We start from the raw sequence: 15,535 nt of genomic DNA, 5'->3' as shown, positions 1-15,535 counted from the left end.
CGCGTGTTGCCTTGATATTCATCAAATCCGGCGCTGGCCAGTGTACAAAATGCCGCTTTCCGCGTGAAGGGACCGCAAATGTGCGTCAATCTGCGATCACAATTGTGCAATCGGGGCGTGTTCCGGCCGTTTTCTCAGCTTTCTCGACCTTGGCGCGGCAGGTCGCAAGCGCCCGGCGTTCGGCGTCACGGCCCTGGGCCACCCCAAACTGCCCCGTCGACCGCGAGATCGCCATCGCCTTCGGCGCGTGCTGCTTGCGGTAGACCTGATCGAAGACTTCGGTGGCTTCCGACGAAAGACCGAGCGCGCCGCCCGGGCGATAGCCCTTGGGCTCGATCAGGGCGGCGACGACGCAGGGCGCCTTGGCGCTGCGCCGCGCGTCGCAGGCCTTCAGGGCGGAACGTTCGGCGGCTTCGAGGGAATGGAAATTGGCGGCGGCGACGGTGGCGGCATTGACCAGCCCGTCGCCGGGCGAAAACGCGATCGCGCCATAGTATTTCTGCATCGCGCCAACCTGCTTCAGGATGCGGGCGTCCTTCGCGGTCACCCCCTTCACCTTCAGCACGCGAACCTGCGCGCCCTGGGGGGCGTAAAGCGCCTTCGCGGCCGCCCGGCCGTGCAGCGGCGCGGCCAGGGCGGCCTGCGCCGTCGGGGCCGCGACGGCCAGAACCAGGGTGAAGATCACGTTGCGCATGCTGCCCTCCGTCTTGCTGGCACAAGTCTAGGCCGAGTCGCCCCCCGAACAACAGCCCCCCGCGACCGCAGGCGCCCCGCCGGGGCCGGCCCGCGGCGCCGTCTTGCCCCGGCCGGCGCGCGACACGGGCGCCTCCCCGACCATTCCCCGCCGGCAAGAAGCCCCGTCAAGGCTTGTGTTCCTTCATCTTGGCGCAAGTACTCCGCTGGGTCGCCATTTGGCGCCACCGGTCCGAGCGACGATGGCGACGGGGTGTGAAACCCCCGGCGCCGCCTCTGGACAGCGCTTCGCCCGGTGCTAGGGTTCGCGCGATACAGGCTGACAGGAGGCTTCGATGCCCATCGACAAGGTGCTAGCGCGGATCGACGAAACCATGCCCGAGGCGGTCGAGCGATTGATGGCGCTGCTGCGGATCCCGTCGATTTCCACCGATCCCGCCTACAAGGCCGACACTGCCCGCGCCGCCGACTGGCTGGTGAAGGAGCTGACCGATCTGGGGTTCGAGGCCAGCGCCCGTCCGACGACCGGCCATCCGATGGTGGTGGCACACCACCGCGGCGCGGGGCCGCATATCCTGTTCTACGGGCATTACGACGTGCAGCCGGTCGACCCGCTGTCGCTTTGGGACCGCGACCCCTTCGATCCCGAATTGCAGGACGGACCCAACGGCAAGGTGATCCGCGCCCGCGGTGCCTCGGACGACAAGGGCCAGTTGATGACCTTCGTCGAGGCCTGCCGCGCCTGGAAGGATGTCCACGGCACGCTGCCCGGCAACCTGACCCTGTTCTTCGAGGGAGAGGAGGAAAGCGGTTCGCCCTCGATGATCCCCTATCTGAAGGAGCACGGGGATGAGTTGAAGGCCGATCTGGCGCTGATCTGCGACACCGGATTGTTCGAATCCGCGATCCCCGCGATCACCACCATGCTGCGCGGTCTGGCCAAGGTGGAATTCACCGTCAAGGCCGCCAGCCGCGATCTGCATTCGGGCATGTATGGCGGGCTGGCGCAGAACCCGATCCGGGTGCTGACGCGGATCCTGGGCGGGCTGTTCGACGATCAGGGCCGCTGTCAGGTGCCGGGCTTTTACGACGATGTGGACGAATTGCCCGACACGGTGCGCGCCCAATGGCAGGCGCTGGCCTTCGATCATGCGGCCTTTCTGGGCGGCGTCGGGCTGTCCGAGCCGGCGGGCGAGGCCGGCCGCACCCCGCTGGAAATGATCTGGTCGCGCCCTACGGCCGAGATCAACGGCATCTGGGGCGGCTATACCGGCGCGGGCTTCAAGACCGTGCTGCCGGCCGAGGCGCATGCCAAGGTCAGCTTCCGTCTGGTGTCGCGCCAGGATCCCGAAAAGATCCTGTCGGCCTTCCGCGACTGGATTTCGGCGCAACTGCCCGCCGATTGCGAACTGGTCTGGTCCGAACCCGAGGGCAGCCCGGCCTCGACCATGGCGATCACCAACCCCGCCTTCGAGGCGGCGCGCGCCGCGCTGTCCGAGGAATGGGGCGTGCCGGCGGCCTATGTGGGCTGCGGCGGCTCGATCCCGATCGCGGGGTTCTTCCAGCAGATCCTGGGGATGGACGCGATGCTGATCGGCTTTGGCCGCGACGACGACCAGATCCATTCGCCGAACGAGAAATACGACCTGGCGAGTTTCCACCACGGCATCCGCAGCTGGGCCCGCATCCTGGATCGCATCGCCGGCTAGCCGATCGGCGGCCACGGCAACAAAAAACGGGGGCGCAACGGCCCCCGTTCGCAAGCGACCCTGAAAAACGGTCTCAGCTTTTCTTCGCCGGTGCCGGTTTCTTCTTCATCGGTGCGGATTTGAGGGCGTAGACGTGCAGGGCCTCGTGGGTCTTGCCCTTCATCTCCCATTTCACCTCGACCTTCTCGCCGGCCTTGAAGGCATGCGGCTTGTAGCGCTGCTTGAGACGGAACTTCATCCCGTCCGCAAGCGTCAGCGTGTGGGTCTTGGCGTCGAAGGCCTTGACGTCGCCCTTCGTGATTTCGGTCTTGGCGATGGCGGCACCGGCGAAGCCGAGGGCCGCGATCGTGGCAAGGGGAAGCAGAACTTTACGCATCGCGTAGCTCCAAAAAGCCCGGCCATCGGCTGCGGGCAACACATCCGTCGTGGCGGTTCGGGCCCGCGGCCCGAACCAGCGGGCCACCCCGGACGCCCCGGATGCAAAGTTGCTCATACTCCAATCGCGGCGCCGATAAAGAGGGATCAAGCGTCTACACGCCGGTGTGATCTGCGGTGAGTCGCGCGTGTTTGAGACAGCGTCTTGCCGGGGCTCCGCCCCCTGCGCCCCCGGCGTATTTGTCGAACAATGAAAGCAGCGCGAGGGCCTTGCCTTCGGGCTGGAAAACACCCCACGGGGGTGTCATCGCCGCGCCGTCGCGAAAGGCGCCAGAACGGGATGGCGCATCCGTGGGCAACCCTGAGTGACGATGGCGGCGGGGTGTGAAACCGGCGGCGCCGGGGCCGGGTTGACCTTCGGCGAGCGCGCCGCCACAACGGCCGAAACGGAGGTGGCATATGGAATTGTCAGCGCGCGGCGCGGTGGACCCGTTCATCGTGATGGACGTGATGGACCAGGCGCGCGCGGCCGAGGCCGCGGGCCGCGATATCATCCACATGGAGGTGGGCCAGCCCGGCACTGCCGCGCCCGAGGGCGCCCGCAAGCGCCTGGCGCGGGCGATGGAAGCGGGGCCGCTGGGCTATACGGTCGCGCTGGGACTGCCCGAACTGCGCGCCGCCATCGCCGGGCTTTACGCGCGCTGGTACGGGGTGGATCTGGATCCCGGCCGGGTGATCGTCACCTCGGGCTCCTCGGCGGGGTTCGTGCTGGCCTTCACCGCGCTCTTTGACGCGCGCGCGCGGGTGGGGCTGGGCGAGCCGGGCTATCCCTCTTACCGGCAGATCCTGAAGGCGCTGTCGCTGGAGCCGGTGGGCATTCCGACCGCCCTGCAACACCGCTATCAGCCGGTGCCCGCCGATCTGGCGGCGGCGGGGGCGCTGGACGGGCTGATCGTCGCCTCGCCGGGCAACCCGTCGGGGACCATGCTGGACCGCGCGGCGCTGGGGGCGCTGATCGGCCATTGCGCCGAGCGCGGAATCAGCTTCGTCTCTGACGAGATCTATCATGGCATCCAGTACGGCGACCGGGCGGTCTCGGCGCTGGAGGTTTCGGACGATCTTTATGTGATCAACTCGTTCTCCAAGTATTTCTCGATGACCGGCTGGCGCATCGGCTGGATGGTGGTGCCCGAGGACCATGTGCGCGGGATCGAGCGGCTGGCGCAGAACCTGTTCATCTGCCCGCCGCATGCAAGCCAGGTGGCGGCCCTGGGCGCGCTGGAATCGATCGACGAGCTGGAGGCGAACCTTGCCGTCTATGCGAAGAATCGCGCGCTGATGCTGGCGGGGCTTCCCAAGGCCGGTTTCACCCGGATCGCGCCACCGGACGGGGCCTTCTACATCTATGCGGACGTTTCGGATTTCACCGATGATTCGCTGGCCTTCGCCGCCGAGATCCTGCGCGAGGCCGATGTTGCCGTCACCCCGGGGCTGGATTTCGATCCGGTGCGCGGGGCGCGCAGCTTGCGGTTTTCCTATGCCCGGGCCACGGCGGATATCGAAGAAGGCCTGCGCCGGCTGGCCGCGTTCATGGCGGCGCGGCGCTAGCCGGGTGGACCGCCATCCCATTCCACCTGGCGGTAGTCGAAGCCCAGCGCGAGGGTCGGCTTGATCACCTCGAAATAGGGCGACAGATCGAAATCGCGCGGGGTGAACAGCGAATGGTGCCGGATGTGCAGCAGTTCGCGCCGCGCCGCGCCGTCGGTGATGTAGTGCTTTTCGGGCAGAATCGGGTAGCGCACCGCCTGGAAGGCCTCGGCGATCAGGGTCGAGCAGATCGCCCGCGTCGGATCGCCCGACCCCAGCGCCAGCATCCGGCGCCGGAAATGCACGGGCACCGGCGGTGTGGGGAACAGATAGCGCGCCAGGTCGATCACGTTCTTGAGGTCATAGCTGCGCCCCAGGCTGGCCTCCATGTAGTCGATCACGCGCGCCAGGTCCTCGGGCAGCAGGCGCACGGGGCGGCAGATGCGGGTGTTGAGGTGGCTGTATTCCGACAGGCCGACACGCTGCACGCCCTCGGTCAGATCGGCCTCGATCAGTTCCGCCCCCGGCGGGCCGCCGGTGTAGAACGCGGCATGGGACCAGGTCGAGTGGGTCAGATATTTGATCGCGCGGGAGATGCGCAAATTGCCTTCGACCAGCAGCACGTCGCCCGGCACCAGCGCGGCGCGCAGCCGGTTGGCGGGGGTGACGTTGAAAGGCACGTAATCGCGCGACGGCACCTGCAGGTATCGTGCGATCGCATTGCCCAGCCAGGTGCTGACGCGCTGCATGATGTCCTCCCTTGCCGCCCGCGCCGAACATGGGCCGGATGGGGACACAAGAAAAGGGCGCGCGGGGGGAAAGGGGCGGCGCTAGACCATCATCTCCTTGGTCGCGCTCAGCTTCAGGTCGGGATAATCGCGCTCGATCCGGTCGATATCCCATTGCAGGCGGGTCAGGTAGACGCTGTCGCCGTCATGGTCGGTCGCCAGATGGCCCTTGTTCACGTTGATGAACTTCTCCAGCTCGGCCTTCGGCCCGGTGACCCAGCGGGCCGAGGTGAATTGTGACGCCTCGAAGCGCACCGGCAGGGAATATTCCTGCTCGATCCGGCTGGCCAGAACGTCGAATTGCAGCGCCCCCACCACGCCGACGATGAAGCCCGAGCCGATCATCGGCTTGAATACCTTGGCGGCACCTTCCTCGGCGAATTGCATCAGCGCCTTTTCCAGATGCTTGGCCTTCATCGGATCGGTCGCGCGGATGCCCTGCAACAGTTCCGGCGCGAAGCTGGGGATGCCGGTGAAGCGCAGCGCCTCGCCCTCGGTCAGGGCGTCGCCGATGCGCAACTGCCCGTGGTTCGGAATGCCGATGATATCGCCGGCCCAGGCCTCTTCGGCCAATTCCCGGTCGGCGGCCAGGAACAGCACCGGGTTCGACACCGCCATCGGCTTTTTCGACCGCACATGCAAAAGCTTCATGCCGCGCTGGAAATGCCCCGAGGCGAGGCGCACGAAGGCCACCCGGTCGCGGTGCTTTGGGTCCATGTTGGCCTGCACCTTGAACACGAAGCCGGTGACCTTGTCTTCCTCGGGCGCGATCTGGCGGCTGTCCGTCTTCTGGATCTGGGGGGGCGGGCCGTAATTCGCCAGCCCGTCCATCAATTCCTTCACCCCGAAGGAATTGATCGCCGAGCCGAACCAGATCGGTGTCAGATGGCCTTCCAGGAAGCTTTGCGCGTTGAAGGCGGGCAGCAGTTCGCGCGCCATCTCGACCTCTTCGCGCAAGCGTGCCAGCAGATCTGCGGGGACGTGATCGGCAAGCTTGGGGTCATCGAGCCCCTCGATCTTGATCGATTCCGCCACCTTGTTGCGGTCGGCCCGGTCCATCAGTTCCAGCCGGTTGCGCAGCATGTCGTAGCAACCCAGGAACTCGCGCCCCACCCCGATCGGCCAGGATGCCGGAGAGACGTCGATCGCCAGGTTCTCCTGGATCTCGTCGATGATCTCGAAGGTGTCGCGGCTTTCGCGGTCCATCTTGTTGCAGAAGGTCAGGATCGGCAGATCGCGCAGCCGGCAGACCTCGAACAGCTTCCGCGTCTGGCTTTCCACCCCCTTGGCGCCGTCGATCACCATGATCGCCGCGTCCACCGCGGTCAGCGTGCGGTAGGTGTCCTCGGAGAAGTCCGAGTGGCCGGGCGTGTCCACCAGGTTGAAGCGGAAATCGCGCTGGCCGGAATGATAGTCGAACGACATAGCCGAGGCCGAGACCGAGATGCCGCGGTCCTGCTCCAGCTTCATGAAGTCAGAGCGCGTGCGCCGGGCCTCGCCCTTGGCGCGGACCTGGCCGGCCATCTGGATCGCGCCACCATACAGCAGGAACTTCTCGGTCAGGGTGGTCTTGCCGGCATCGGGATGCGAGATGATCGCAAAGGTCCGGCGGCGGCCGATTTCCGGGGGCAGGGCGGGGCGGTTGGTGTCGAGCATGGGCCGCCTCATAAGGCCAGCCGGGGCGGCTGTCCATGGGGAACCGGGGGCCGTGGTCGAGGGTTTTCCCCAAGACCCCGGATCAGCGACAAGGGAGAAAGGCCATGGTCGACCACGGGCCCAGCATCAAGGACGACAAGCTGTACGGAGACCTGCGGGAGCGCGGCTATTCCAAGGAAAAGGCCGCCCGGATCGCCAATGCCAAGGCCAACCCGGACATGCACCCGTCGCACAAGGGCGGCAAGCAGCCCCCCTATGAGCAATGGACCAGGGACGCGCTTTATTCCCGGGCACGGGAGATCGGGATCAAGGGGCGCTCGCATATGCGCAAGGACGAACTGATCGCGGCGCTGCGCGACCACTAGGGGCGTGATCCGGCCGGCGGCGGCCCCGCGCCGCGGTGACGCCGCCGGTAGCCAAGCGCGGCAAAACCCGGTAAGGGGCGGGAATCCCGGAAAGAGGTTTTCCATGGCCGATCCCGATCGCCCGCAGCTTTACCTGATCACCCCGCCGGCGCCGTCGCTGGTAGACTTCCCCGACCGCCTGGCCCGCGTCCTTGACGGGGCCGAGATCGCCTGCGTCCGGCTTTCGCTTGCGACTGGCGACGAGCAAGAGCTTGGCCGCGCCGCCGATGCCGTCCGCGCCGTCGCCCATGCCCGCGACGTGGCGCTGGTGATCGACCGGCATTTCCTGCTGGCGGCGCGCCACGGCCTCGACGGGGTGCATCTGCCCGACGGGGCGCGCTCGGTGCGCAAGGCGCGCAAGGAACTGGGAGAGGACGCCATCGTCGGCGCCTTCTGCGGTGCCTCGCGCCATGACGGCATTAACGCGGGCGAGGCGGGGGCCGATTATGTCTCCTTCGGGCCGGTCGGCGCCTCGCCCCTGGGCGACGGCAGCCAGGCCCCGGACGATCTGTTCGCCTGGTGGTCCGAGATGATCGAGGTGCCGGTCGTGGCCGAAGGCGCGCTGACGCCGGAACGCGTCGCGGCGCTGGCACCGGTCACCGATTTCTTTGCCTTGGGCGAAGAGATCTGGCGCGCCGAAGATCCTCTGGCCGCGCTCAGGGAATTGTCCGCGGCCCTGGCCTGACGGGATCCGGGGCGCGGCGGCGATGCCGGCGGGGCCGTGGACGCGGCCTTCAATGGTCTCTGGACAGGCCGGCGGCGCAGGCGGGCGATGCGGGGCCGGGATCTTGCGGCAGGCGGTCGCGGGGAAAGGCCACGCGCACCAGACGCTCGCAATGCGCCGACAGCGCCTTGCGTCCGGTGAAGGCCTCGACCGCGACGGGCGGGTGGAACACGACTTCGACCCGGCCCTGACGCGGGGCGGCCAGCACTTTCAGCAGATGGCGTCCGAAATCCATGTCGCCCCACCAGCCGTAGAATCGCGGATCCTCGCCCGGCGGCGCATGATAGATCACCGTGACCGGCTGAAGATGCATGACGTGCTTGAGGTTTTCGCTGAAGAAAGCCTCGAAAAGCGTTGACTTGAAAGGAAGAATTCGCAGCGCGTCGGTGCTGGTTCCTTCCGGGAAGAACAGCAGCCTGTGGCCCTGGCGCAGGCGGGCCTCGAAGATCTCCTTCTGGGCCCTGGCCTCGCGCCCGCGGCGATTGATGAACACGGTGCCCGTGGCCCGCGCCAGCCAGCCGATGAAGGGCCAGCGCGCGACTTCGGATTTCGACACGAAATAGATCCGCTGCGCCGCATTCAGGGTGAAGATGTCCAGCCACGAGGCATGATTGGCCACCGCCGCGCCCTTCTTCCGCATCGGCTTGCCCCGCGCGCTAAGACGCAGCCCCAGGATCCGCAGCGCGGCGCGGCAGACCATCTGCGTGATATGCGGCGTCCAGGGCCGGTTCATCCCGCACAGGGGGCGCTCGACCAGCCGCAGCGCCAGCAACAGCGCCAGCCCGCCATAGGTGACCAGCGCCAGGACCGTGCCGCGCCGTGCCACGCGCACCCATCCCGCCAGCCCGATCCGCCCCGCGGGCGGATCGTCGCCGCCGCGCCAGGTCATCCCCTGGCTCCGTGCTTGCGGGTGTAGAAACCCTTGTGGCGGGCTGACATCTTGTCGGTATCCATCAACAGGCACACGTCGGTGGTGTTGAATTCGTGGTCGATGAAGGCGCCCTCGCCGACGAAGCCGCCCAGCCGCAGATAGGCCTTGATCAGCGCCGGCGTGCCGACCATGGCGGCCGTGCGATCCAGATCCTGTTCCGCCACCAGATCCATGCGCTGGAAATGATCCGGCTGGGCGCGGACGCGAATCGATTCGGGCGCCAGGTGGTGATGATGCAGATAGGCCAGCGGCATCCGCAATGCCTCGATATCGGTGCCGTGGAAGCTGGCCACGCCGAAAAGCACCTCGATCCGGTGTTCCAGGACGTAATCGGCCAGCCCGTTCCACAGATGATACATCGCGGTGCCGCCGCGGTACCCGGCCGCCACGCAAGAACGTCCCAGTTCCAGCATCCGCCGACCGCTGGCCTTCAGCGGCGTCAGGTCATATTCGGTTTCCGAATAATAGCGCCCGAATTCACCCGCCACGTCGCTGCGCAGCAATCGGTAGACCCCGACGACGTGATCAAGAGACGCCCGGTCGCGCCGCGTGTCGACCAGGATCAGATGATCGAAGACCGGGTCGAAGGCGTCGCGTTCCAGCCTTTGCTGATGGTCGACCAGGCTGCCCGATCCGCCCAGCTCCTCGACGAACACCCGATACCGCAGGCGCTGCGCGGCGAGAAGGTCTTCCTCGTCACGGGCAAGGCGCAGCTGGAAATGCGTGTCGTCAGAAATCATGGGCAGGGGGGCGTCGGGCCTTGCGGCGGGGGCTTCCGGCAGGGGGGGCGGCGGCGCGGCGCCGGGCGTATCGCCGGCTTTTAGGCGCTGCGCCGGCACATTGCAACCAAAAGCCGGCTGGCCGCCCAGGACGCCCCGATCCACCAGAAGATTGCTTCATCGGCGAAATTCAGGCAAAAGTTGTATGCGGTTGCCATCGATCACCACTTTGCCCTCATGTTCGAAGGTCACCGTGATGCGGTCGCCGATCCTGGACTGGACCTGCCCCAGGCCCCAGTCCGGCCTGTCCGGATGGCGCACCAGCATCCCTGGTTCGAAAAGATCATTGAATCCGTTCATGTCCCGATCGTTGTAAGAGGTGCCTGCATGACTGTCGATCCCGCGCTTTCCGTTTCTCCCGCCGAGCCGCCGATGGATCTTGCGGCGCTGGTCGGCTCGCGCATCTGCCATGATCTGGTCAGCCCGCTGGGCGCGGTCGCCAACGGGCTGGAATTGCTGGCGATGGCGGAAGGCGCGACGGGGCCGGAACTTGCGCTGATCGAGGAAAGCGTGGCCAGCGCCAAGGCCCGCGTGCGGTTCTTCCGCATCGCCTTCGGCCAGGCCGGGGCCGATGCGCGGCTAAGCCGGGCCGAGATCGTCGCCATCCTCGACGACCTGACCCGCGGCGGGCGGGTCACGGTGGACTGGTCCGCCGTCGGCGATGTCTCTCGTCCCGAGGCAAAGCTTGGCTTCCTGATCGTGCTGTGCTGCGAAAGCGCCCTGGCCTTCGGCGGTCGCATCGTCATCGGGTGCGAAGGCGGGGTTTGGACTGCGCGGGCCAGCCATGAAAAGCTGCGCATCGAGGCGCCGCTGTGGGACTGGCTTGGCGGGACTGCAACGGGGGCCGATAGCGTCGCGGACAAGATCACCCCCGCACAGGCTCAATTCGCCCTGGCGCGGGCCCAGGCCGGGGCGCAGGGATGCCGGATTTCGGTTCAAAGAACGGGGCAGGAAATCGTTATTGCCTGGTAGGTTGTGGCGTGTTTTTGATCCGATACCTTAATTTCGTACCGCACCATCGCCGGTGACCAGATACTTGAAGCTGGTCAGTTGCTCGGCGCCGACGGGCCCGCGCGCGTGCATCTTTCCGGTGGCGATGCCGATCTCGGCCCCCATGCCGAATTCGCCCCCATCTGCGAATTGCGTCGACGCATTGCGCATCAAGATCGCCGAATCGAGCCGGGTGAAGAAGCGCTCGGCCGCCGCGTCATCCTCGGTCAGGATCGCGTCGGTATGCTGCGAGCCATAGCGGCGGATGTGGTCGATCGCGCCATCGACGCCATCGACGATCCTGGCGGCGATATCCATGTCCAGATATTCGCGGCCCCAATCCGCCTCGGTCGCGCGCAGGGTGCCGGGCAGGGCCGCGAGGGTCTCGTCGGCATGCACCCGTACACCGGCCTCGACCAGCGCGGCGATCAGGTCGGCGCCCAGCCCCACGGCCAGCGGCCGGTCGATCAGCAGACATTCGGCGGCGCCGCAGATGCCGGTGCGGCGGGTCTTGGCGTTCAGCACCACCTCGAATGCCTTCTTCGGGTCGGCGGCGGCGTCGACATAGACATGCACGATGCCTTCAAGATGGGCGAAGACCGGCACCCGTGCCTCGCGTTGCACCAGGCCCACCAGTCCCTTGCCGCCGCGCGGCACGATCACGTCGATCATCCCGGTCATCTTCAGCATCTCGGCCACCGCGGCACGGTCACGGGTGGGGACCAGCTGGATCGCGTCTTCGGGCAGGTCCGCGGCGCGCAACCCCTCGGCCAGGCAATCGTGGATCGCGCGCGAGGAATGGAAGCTTTCCGAGCCGCCGCGCAGGATCGCCGCGTTGCCGGCCTTGAGGCACAGCGCGCCGGCATCGGCGGTGACATTGGGGCGACTTTCGAAGATCACGCCAACCACGCCCAGCGGCGTGCGCACGCGCCGGATATGCAGCCCCGAGGGCATGTCCCATTCCGCGATCACCGCGCCCACGGGATCGTCTTGCGCCGCGACCGTGCGCAGCCCTTGGGCGATGCCCGCGATGCGCGCGGGATCGAGCATCAGCCGATCGAGCATCGCCGGGCTCAGCCCCTTGTCGCGGCCGAAATCCATGTCGCGCTCATTCGCGGCGGCGATCTCGGCCGCGCGCGCCTCGATCGCCCTTGCCGCGGCCTCCAGCGCGGCGCGCTTCGCCGCCGCCGGGGCAAAGGCCAGCTCCGCCGCCGCCGCGCGCGCGCGCGCTCCGATTCCGGCCATCAGCCCCGCGATATCGTGTCCGTCCTTCATGTCATCGGTCCTTGCATTCGCCGCAGGGGGGGCGCCGCCCCCCTAAACCCCCCGGAGTATTTGGACCAAGATGAAGGACAGGGCCTTTCCCTTCATCTTGGCCGAAATACTCCCGCCGGAGGCGTCCCGCCCGTCGGGCCCGTGCCGAGGGGATATAGCGCGAAGCGGGCGCTCACACCACCATGTCGTCTCGGTGGATGAGCGCGGCGCGGCCGGCATAACCCAGCAGTGTCTCGATCTCTCCCGAGTGGTGGCCCAGCAGCTGGCGCGCCTCGTCGGCGGTATAGCGGGAAAGGCCCTTGGCGATGGTGGCGCCGTCGGGGGCGTGGACGGTGACCGGCTCGCCGCGCCCGAAGGAGCCGTTGACGGCGGTGACACCGGCGGGCAGCAGCGACTTGCCGTGTGCCAGCGCCAGCGCCGCCCCCGCGTCCACGGTGATGCTGCCGCGCGGCTTCATCGCGGCGATCCAGCGTTTGCGCGCGGCCTGCGGGTCGTCTTGGGCCAGGAACCAGGTGCAGCGTGCGCCGTCCTCGACCGCCTTCAGGGGCCGCGGCACCGCGCCGGTGGTGATCGCCATGGCGCAGCCGCCCGCCACCGCCACGCGCGCCGCCATCAGCTTGGTCTTCATGCCGCCTTTCGACATGCCCGACACGGGATCGCCCGCCATCGCCTCGATCTCGGGCGTGATCTCGGGGACCACCGCCAGATGGCGCGCGGCCGGGTCGGTCATCGGGTTGGCGGTGTAAAGCCCGTCGACATCCGACAGCAGCACCAGCTGGTCGGCCCCCACCGTCACCGCGATCTGCGCCGCAAGACGGTCGTTGTCGCCAAAACGGATCTCGTCGGTGGCCACGGTGTCGTTCTCGTTCACGATCGGCACCGTACCGAGGGCCAGCAGCGTTTCCAGCGTCGCGCGCGCGTTCAGGTAACGGCGCCGGTCGGCGGTGTCCTCCAGCGTTATCAGCACCTGCGCGGCGGTGATGCCGTGCGGGGCCAGAGCCTCTTCATAGGCGCGGGCCAGCCGGATCTGGCCCACCGCTGCTGCCGCCTGGTTCTGTTCCAGCGGCAGCGCGCCCGCGGGCAGCTGCAAGACGCCCCGCCCCAGCGCGATCGACCCCGAGGAGACCAGGATCACCGCGGTGCCACGGGCGCGCAACATGGCCACGTCCTCGGCCAGGGCGCGCAGCCAGCCGGCGCGCAGGCCCCCGGCCTCGCGCGTGTCGGCGCGGCCGTCGACCAGCAGGGCCGACCCGATCTTGATCACCAGCCGCCGGGCGCGGGCGAGATCGGGGATCAGGGCTGCCATGGCTCTTGCTCCGCGGGGGCGGCCTGGGGCGGCGCGATGCGCGCCTGCAGGGCGCGCAGCACCTCGGTCACGCCGGCACCGGTGACGCCCGACATCTCCAGCAGCGGGCCGTCGTCATCGGCCCGTATCGCCGCCGCCAGCGCGGCGCGGCGCTCGGCCAGGGTGTCGGCGTCGAGCGCGTCGATCTTGTTCAGCGCGGTGATCCGGGGTTTCCGGGCCAGTTCGGGGGAATAGGCGGCCAATTCCGCAAGGATGGTGCGCCAGTCCTCGACGACGCTTTCCGAGGTCGCGTCGACCAGATGCAGAAGCACCGCGCAGCGTTCCACATGGCCCAGGAACAGATCGCCCAGGCCTCGGCCCTCGGAGGCGCCCTCGATCAGGCCAGGGATATCGGCGATGACGAATTCGCGCCCGTCGACGCCGACCACGCCGAGGTTCGGCACCAGCGTCGTGAACGGGTAATCGGCGATCTTCGGGCGCGCGTTGGAGGTAGCGGCAAGGAAGGTCGACTTGCCGGCGTTCGGCAGGCCCAGAAGGCCCGCGTCCGCGATCAGCTTCAGCCGCAGCCAAAGCGTGCGTTCCACCCCTTCCTGGCCCGGGTTGGCACGGCGCGGCGCCTGGTTGGTCGCGGTCTTGAAATGCACATTGCCCCAGCCGCCGTTGCCGCCCTTGGCCAGCAGCACGCGCTGGCCCGGTTCGGTCAAGTCGGCGATCAGTGTTTCCTGATCCTCGTCAAGGATCTCGGTGCCGGTGGGCACTTTCAGGACGATATCCTCGCCGGTCTTGCCGGTGCGCTGGCTGCCCATTCCGGCCTGGCCGGACTTGGCGAAGAAATGCTGCTGATAGCGGAAGTCTATCAGCGTGTTGAGGTTGTCGACCGCCTCGGCCCAGACCGAGCCGCCATTGCCGCCGTCGCCGCCGTTCGGGCCGCCGAATTCGACGAATTTCTCGCGCCGGAAAGAGACACAGCCCGAGCCGCCGCCGCCAGAGCGGATATGGACTTTGGCGAGATCGAGGAATTTCATGGTACGGCCCCTTGGTTCAGCGCGCTGAAATAGGCGGTTTCGGGACAGTTCACAAGGGTGGCGTGGGGCCGGGCCCAGACGGCGGGGGCGTCATACCCTGCCGCGCCGGCGATCAAAGGCACCATGGCTCGCGGCTGCGGTCGGGGCAGGATGGCCGCGGCACGACCACGGCGCCCCCGGCGGAGCATCTGCGCCGCAATGAAGGGAAAGACGTCTTGTCTTCATCTTGGTCCAAATACTCATGCGGCGCCGGCAAGGGGCGCCGCCGATCAGTCCCGCGCGGCGCGATTGATGGCGGCGGTACCAAGTACAAGATCGCTCAACCCCTGGCCGCGCGGGGTGGTCAGCATCAATGCCATCGACGCAAGTTGGGGCAGCACGAAGGCGATCGACAGCGTATAGCCCAACGTATGCGCAAAGGCCGTGGCGGCGTCGAGCCGGGTGCCCTGAAGGGTGCGGAACTCGATCGCCGCCAGGCGCATCCCCCAGGTGGCAGAGCCGCGCGCCAGCGTGACATAGCGGTAAAGGAAGCTGAGCGTCAGGAAGATGATCGGCAGGAAGAACAGCCCCACCAGCGCGGTCAGCACCACCACCGCCAGCGTCGCCAGCACGACCAGGACGGTATCCACCACCCAGGCCAGCAGGCGTTTGGGGGCGACATCGGCATAGAACCCCGCGTTCAGCGCGGGGTCGGGCAAGCCGGCGGGGCCGGGACGACGGGGCGGGAAGGGATCGGACCAGGTCATGGGGGGAACATAGGTGCTTGGGGCGGGCCGGGGAAGGGCCCGCCCTGGCGGTGCCGGTATCAAGCGGCGGGGTCGGCGGAGGGCGTATCGGGGCCGGCGCCGTCGCGCGCGGCGCGGGCGCGATCGTCCATGAAGGCGTCGAATTCCTGCTTGTCCTTGGCTTCGCGCAGACGCTGCAGGAAGGCCGAGAAGGCCTCTTGCTCTTCCTCGAGGCGCTTCAGCGTATCGGCCTTGTAGGCATCGAAGGCGCTGTTGCCCGAGGACGGCATGCCATAGCTGCGACCGTGCCGGTGATGGCCGTGATGGCGGGAATGGCGGCAGGAACCGGTGAACATGCGTTTGCTCCAGATCATGTAGAACAGAAGGGCAAGGCCGACGGGCCAGAAGAAGATGAAGCCAAGAACCATGGCGGCGATCCAGGCGGGCTTGCCGCGTTCATCAAGCCAGTCCTGGGCCTGGCCGGGCCAGGCGGTGAGGGCGGTCATGTGCGAACTCCGTCAAAAGGGATGTGAATGCGTTTCACATATCCAAGATCGGAGGCACCGCC

General features: G+C 67.6%; 17 protein-coding genes. 5 read left to right on the top strand and 12 right to left on the bottom strand.

Annotated features, from left to right (window positions below; genetic code table 11):
• Positions 1–85: 85 nt before the first annotated feature.
• Positions 86–694: a hypothetical protein gene (locus BLV97_RS06000; protein ID WP_035843321.1), complete on the bottom strand. Its 609-nt coding sequence runs from the start codon at positions 692–694 to the stop codon at positions 86–88.
• Between the two features lie 334 nt (positions 695–1,028).
• On the opposite strand from BLV97_RS06000, the gene BLV97_RS05995 reads away from it, so the two are divergent.
• Entirely contained in the window at positions 1,029–2,402 is a 1,374-nt protein-coding gene (locus BLV97_RS05995) for a M20/M25/M40 family metallo-hydrolase (RefSeq protein ID WP_035843325.1), read from the top strand.
• A 73-nt stretch (positions 2,403–2,475) separates the two neighbouring features.
• Here BLV97_RS05995 and BLV97_RS05990 read toward each other — a convergent pair whose 3' ends face one another.
• The gene (locus BLV97_RS05990; RefSeq protein WP_092163980.1) at positions 2,476–2,778 is read right to left on the bottom strand and encodes a DUF1344 domain-containing protein; all 303 of its coding nucleotides are present in this window, start codon (positions 2,776–2,778) and stop codon (positions 2,476–2,478) included.
• Between the two features lie 458 nt (positions 2,779–3,236).
• Here BLV97_RS05990 and BLV97_RS05985 point away from each other — a divergent pair, with 458 nt between their 5' ends.
• The gene (locus tag BLV97_RS05985; protein WP_035843331.1) at positions 3,237–4,385 is read left to right on the top strand and encodes a pyridoxal phosphate-dependent aminotransferase; all 1,149 of its coding nucleotides are present in this window, start codon (positions 3,237–3,239) and stop codon (positions 4,383–4,385) included.
• On the opposite strand, the gene BLV97_RS05980 is transcribed toward BLV97_RS05985, so the two are convergent.
• Positions 4,382–5,113: a C40 family peptidase gene (locus BLV97_RS05980; protein ID WP_035843334.1), complete on the bottom strand. Its 732-nt coding sequence runs from the start codon at positions 5,111–5,113 to the stop codon at positions 4,382–4,384. The two genes, BLV97_RS05985 and BLV97_RS05980, sit on opposite strands and share 4 nt — an antisense overlap.
• A gap of 81 nt (positions 5,114–5,194) precedes the next feature.
• Positions 5,195–6,808, bottom strand: coding sequence for a peptide chain release factor 3 (locus tag BLV97_RS05975; RefSeq protein WP_035843337.1), 1,614 nt, complete (start codon positions 6,806–6,808; stop codon positions 5,195–5,197).
• A 104-nt stretch (positions 6,809–6,912) separates the two neighbouring features.
• Between BLV97_RS05975 and BLV97_RS05970 the strand changes: the two genes are divergently transcribed.
• Complete coding sequence (locus tag BLV97_RS05970; RefSeq protein WP_035843340.1) at positions 6,913–7,173, top strand: DUF7218 family protein; 261 nt, start codon at positions 6,913–6,915, stop codon at positions 7,171–7,173.
• Between the two features lie 103 nt (positions 7,174–7,276).
• Positions 7,277–7,897 (top strand): thiamine phosphate synthase, encoded by a 621-nt coding sequence (locus BLV97_RS05965; protein ID WP_035843341.1) that lies wholly within the window; start codon positions 7,277–7,279, stop codon positions 7,895–7,897.
• Positions 7,898–7,946: 49 nt separating this feature from the next.
• On the opposite strand, the gene olsA is transcribed toward BLV97_RS05965, so the two are convergent.
• From olsA to BLV97_RS05950, 3 genes are all read right to left on the bottom strand, one after another.
• Positions 7,947–8,825 (bottom strand): lyso-ornithine lipid O-acyltransferase, encoded by an 879-nt coding sequence (olsA, locus tag BLV97_RS05960; protein ID WP_051646105.1) that lies wholly within the window; start codon positions 8,823–8,825, stop codon positions 7,947–7,949.
• Entirely contained in the window at positions 8,822–9,607 is a 786-nt protein-coding gene (olsB, locus tag BLV97_RS05955; protein ID WP_035843343.1) for an L-ornithine N(alpha)-acyltransferase, read from the bottom strand. The genes olsA and olsB overlap by 4 nt, the downstream gene beginning before the upstream one ends.
• Before the next feature lie 156 nt (positions 9,608–9,763).
• On the bottom strand, positions 9,764–9,946 hold the full coding sequence (locus BLV97_RS05950) for a DUF3553 domain-containing protein (protein ID WP_035843348.1): 183 nt from the start codon (positions 9,944–9,946) through the stop codon (positions 9,764–9,766).
• 27 nt (positions 9,947–9,973) lie between these two features.
• On the opposite strand from BLV97_RS05950, the gene BLV97_RS05945 reads away from it, so the two are divergent.
• A complete protein-coding gene (locus tag BLV97_RS05945) occupies positions 9,974–10,618 on the top strand; it encodes a histidine phosphotransferase family protein (RefSeq protein ID WP_051646106.1) in 645 nt (214 codons plus the stop codon).
• A gap of 27 nt (positions 10,619–10,645) precedes the next feature.
• Here the strand turns inward: BLV97_RS05945 and BLV97_RS05940 are convergent, their stop codons facing one another.
• The 5 genes from BLV97_RS05940 to BLV97_RS05920 form a co-directional block, all read right to left on the bottom strand.
• The gene (locus tag BLV97_RS05940; RefSeq protein ID WP_035843350.1) at positions 10,646–11,911 is read right to left on the bottom strand and encodes a glutamate-5-semialdehyde dehydrogenase; all 1,266 of its coding nucleotides are present in this window, start codon (positions 11,909–11,911) and stop codon (positions 10,646–10,648) included.
• Positions 11,912–12,083: 172 nt separating this feature from the next.
• The gene (gene proB / locus BLV97_RS05935; RefSeq protein ID WP_035843353.1) at positions 12,084–13,217 is read right to left on the bottom strand and encodes a glutamate 5-kinase; all 1,134 of its coding nucleotides are present in this window, start codon (positions 13,215–13,217) and stop codon (positions 12,084–12,086) included.
• Entirely contained in the window at positions 13,205–14,242 is a 1,038-nt protein-coding gene (obgE, locus tag BLV97_RS05930) for a GTPase ObgE (protein WP_035843355.1), read from the bottom strand. Before obgE ends, proB begins: the two co-directional genes overlap by 13 nt.
• A 269-nt stretch (positions 14,243–14,511) precedes the next feature.
• The gene (locus BLV97_RS05925) at positions 14,512–14,988 is read right to left on the bottom strand and encodes an RDD family protein (protein WP_051646107.1); all 477 of its coding nucleotides are present in this window, start codon (positions 14,986–14,988) and stop codon (positions 14,512–14,514) included.
• Positions 14,989–15,047: 59 nt separating this feature from the next.
• Positions 15,048–15,473 carry a DUF2852 domain-containing protein gene (locus BLV97_RS05920; protein WP_035843357.1) on the bottom strand — a complete coding sequence of 142 codons (426 nt, stop codon included), beginning with the start codon at positions 15,471–15,473 and terminating at the stop codon, positions 15,048–15,050.
• Positions 15,474–15,535: the final 62 nt, after the last annotated feature.

The sequence above is a fragment of the Allgaiera indica genome, from assembly GCF_900106675.1.
Lineage (GTDB): Bacteria > Pseudomonadota > Alphaproteobacteria > Rhodobacterales > Rhodobacteraceae > Acidimangrovimonas > Acidimangrovimonas indica.
This window is presented reverse-complemented; position numbering and strand designations above follow the sequence as displayed.

Bases quoted from the DNA above. Each gene is read 5' to 3' on its own strand.
- BLV97_RS05980 (WP_035843334.1), bottom strand. From the start codon at position 5,113: ATGCAGCGCGTCAGCACCTGGCTGGGCAATGCGATCGCACGATACCTG.
- BLV97_RS05970 (WP_035843340.1), top strand. From the start codon at position 6,913: ATGGTCGACCACGGGCCCAGCATCAAGGACGACAAGCTGTACGGAGAC.
- BLV97_RS05985 (WP_035843331.1), top strand. From the start codon at position 3,237: ATGGAATTGTCAGCGCGCGGCGCGGTGGACCCGTTCATCGTGATGGAC.
- BLV97_RS05920 (WP_035843357.1), bottom strand. From the start codon at position 15,473: ATGACCGCCCTCACCGCCTGGCCCGGCCAGGCCCAGGACTGGCTTGAT.
- BLV97_RS05950 (WP_035843348.1), bottom strand. From the start codon at position 9,946: ATGAACGGATTCAATGATCTTTTCGAACCAGGGATGCTGGTGCGCCAT.
- olsA (WP_051646105.1), bottom strand. From the start codon at position 8,825: ATGACCTGGCGCGGCGGCGACGATCCGCCCGCGGGGCGGATCGGGCTG.
- proB (WP_035843353.1), bottom strand. From the start codon at position 13,217: ATGGCAGCCCTGATCCCCGATCTCGCCCGCGCCCGGCGGCTGGTGATC.
- BLV97_RS05945 (WP_051646106.1), top strand. From the start codon at position 9,974: ATGACTGTCGATCCCGCGCTTTCCGTTTCTCCCGCCGAGCCGCCGATG.
- BLV97_RS05995 (WP_035843325.1), top strand. From the start codon at position 1,029: ATGCCCATCGACAAGGTGCTAGCGCGGATCGACGAAACCATGCCCGAG.
- BLV97_RS05975 (WP_035843337.1), bottom strand. From the start codon at position 6,808: ATGCTCGACACCAACCGCCCCGCCCTGCCCCCGGAAATCGGCCGCCGC.
- BLV97_RS05990 (WP_092163980.1), bottom strand. From the start codon at position 2,778: ATGCGTAAAGTTCTGCTTCCCCTTGCCACGATCGCGGCCCTCGGCTTC.
- BLV97_RS05940 (WP_035843350.1), bottom strand. From the start codon at position 11,911: ATGAAGGACGGACACGATATCGCGGGGCTGATGGCCGGAATCGGAGCG.
- BLV97_RS06000 (WP_035843321.1), bottom strand. From the start codon at position 694: ATGCGCAACGTGATCTTCACCCTGGTTCTGGCCGTCGCGGCCCCGACG.
- obgE (WP_035843355.1), bottom strand. From the start codon at position 14,242: ATGAAATTCCTCGATCTCGCCAAAGTCCATATCCGCTCTGGCGGCGGC.
- olsB (WP_035843343.1), bottom strand. From the start codon at position 9,607: ATGATTTCTGACGACACGCATTTCCAGCTGCGCCTTGCCCGTGACGAG.
- BLV97_RS05925 (WP_051646107.1), bottom strand. From the start codon at position 14,988: ATGACCTGGTCCGATCCCTTCCCGCCCCGTCGTCCCGGCCCCGCCGGC.
- BLV97_RS05965 (WP_035843341.1), top strand. From the start codon at position 7,277: ATGGCCGATCCCGATCGCCCGCAGCTTTACCTGATCACCCCGCCGGCG.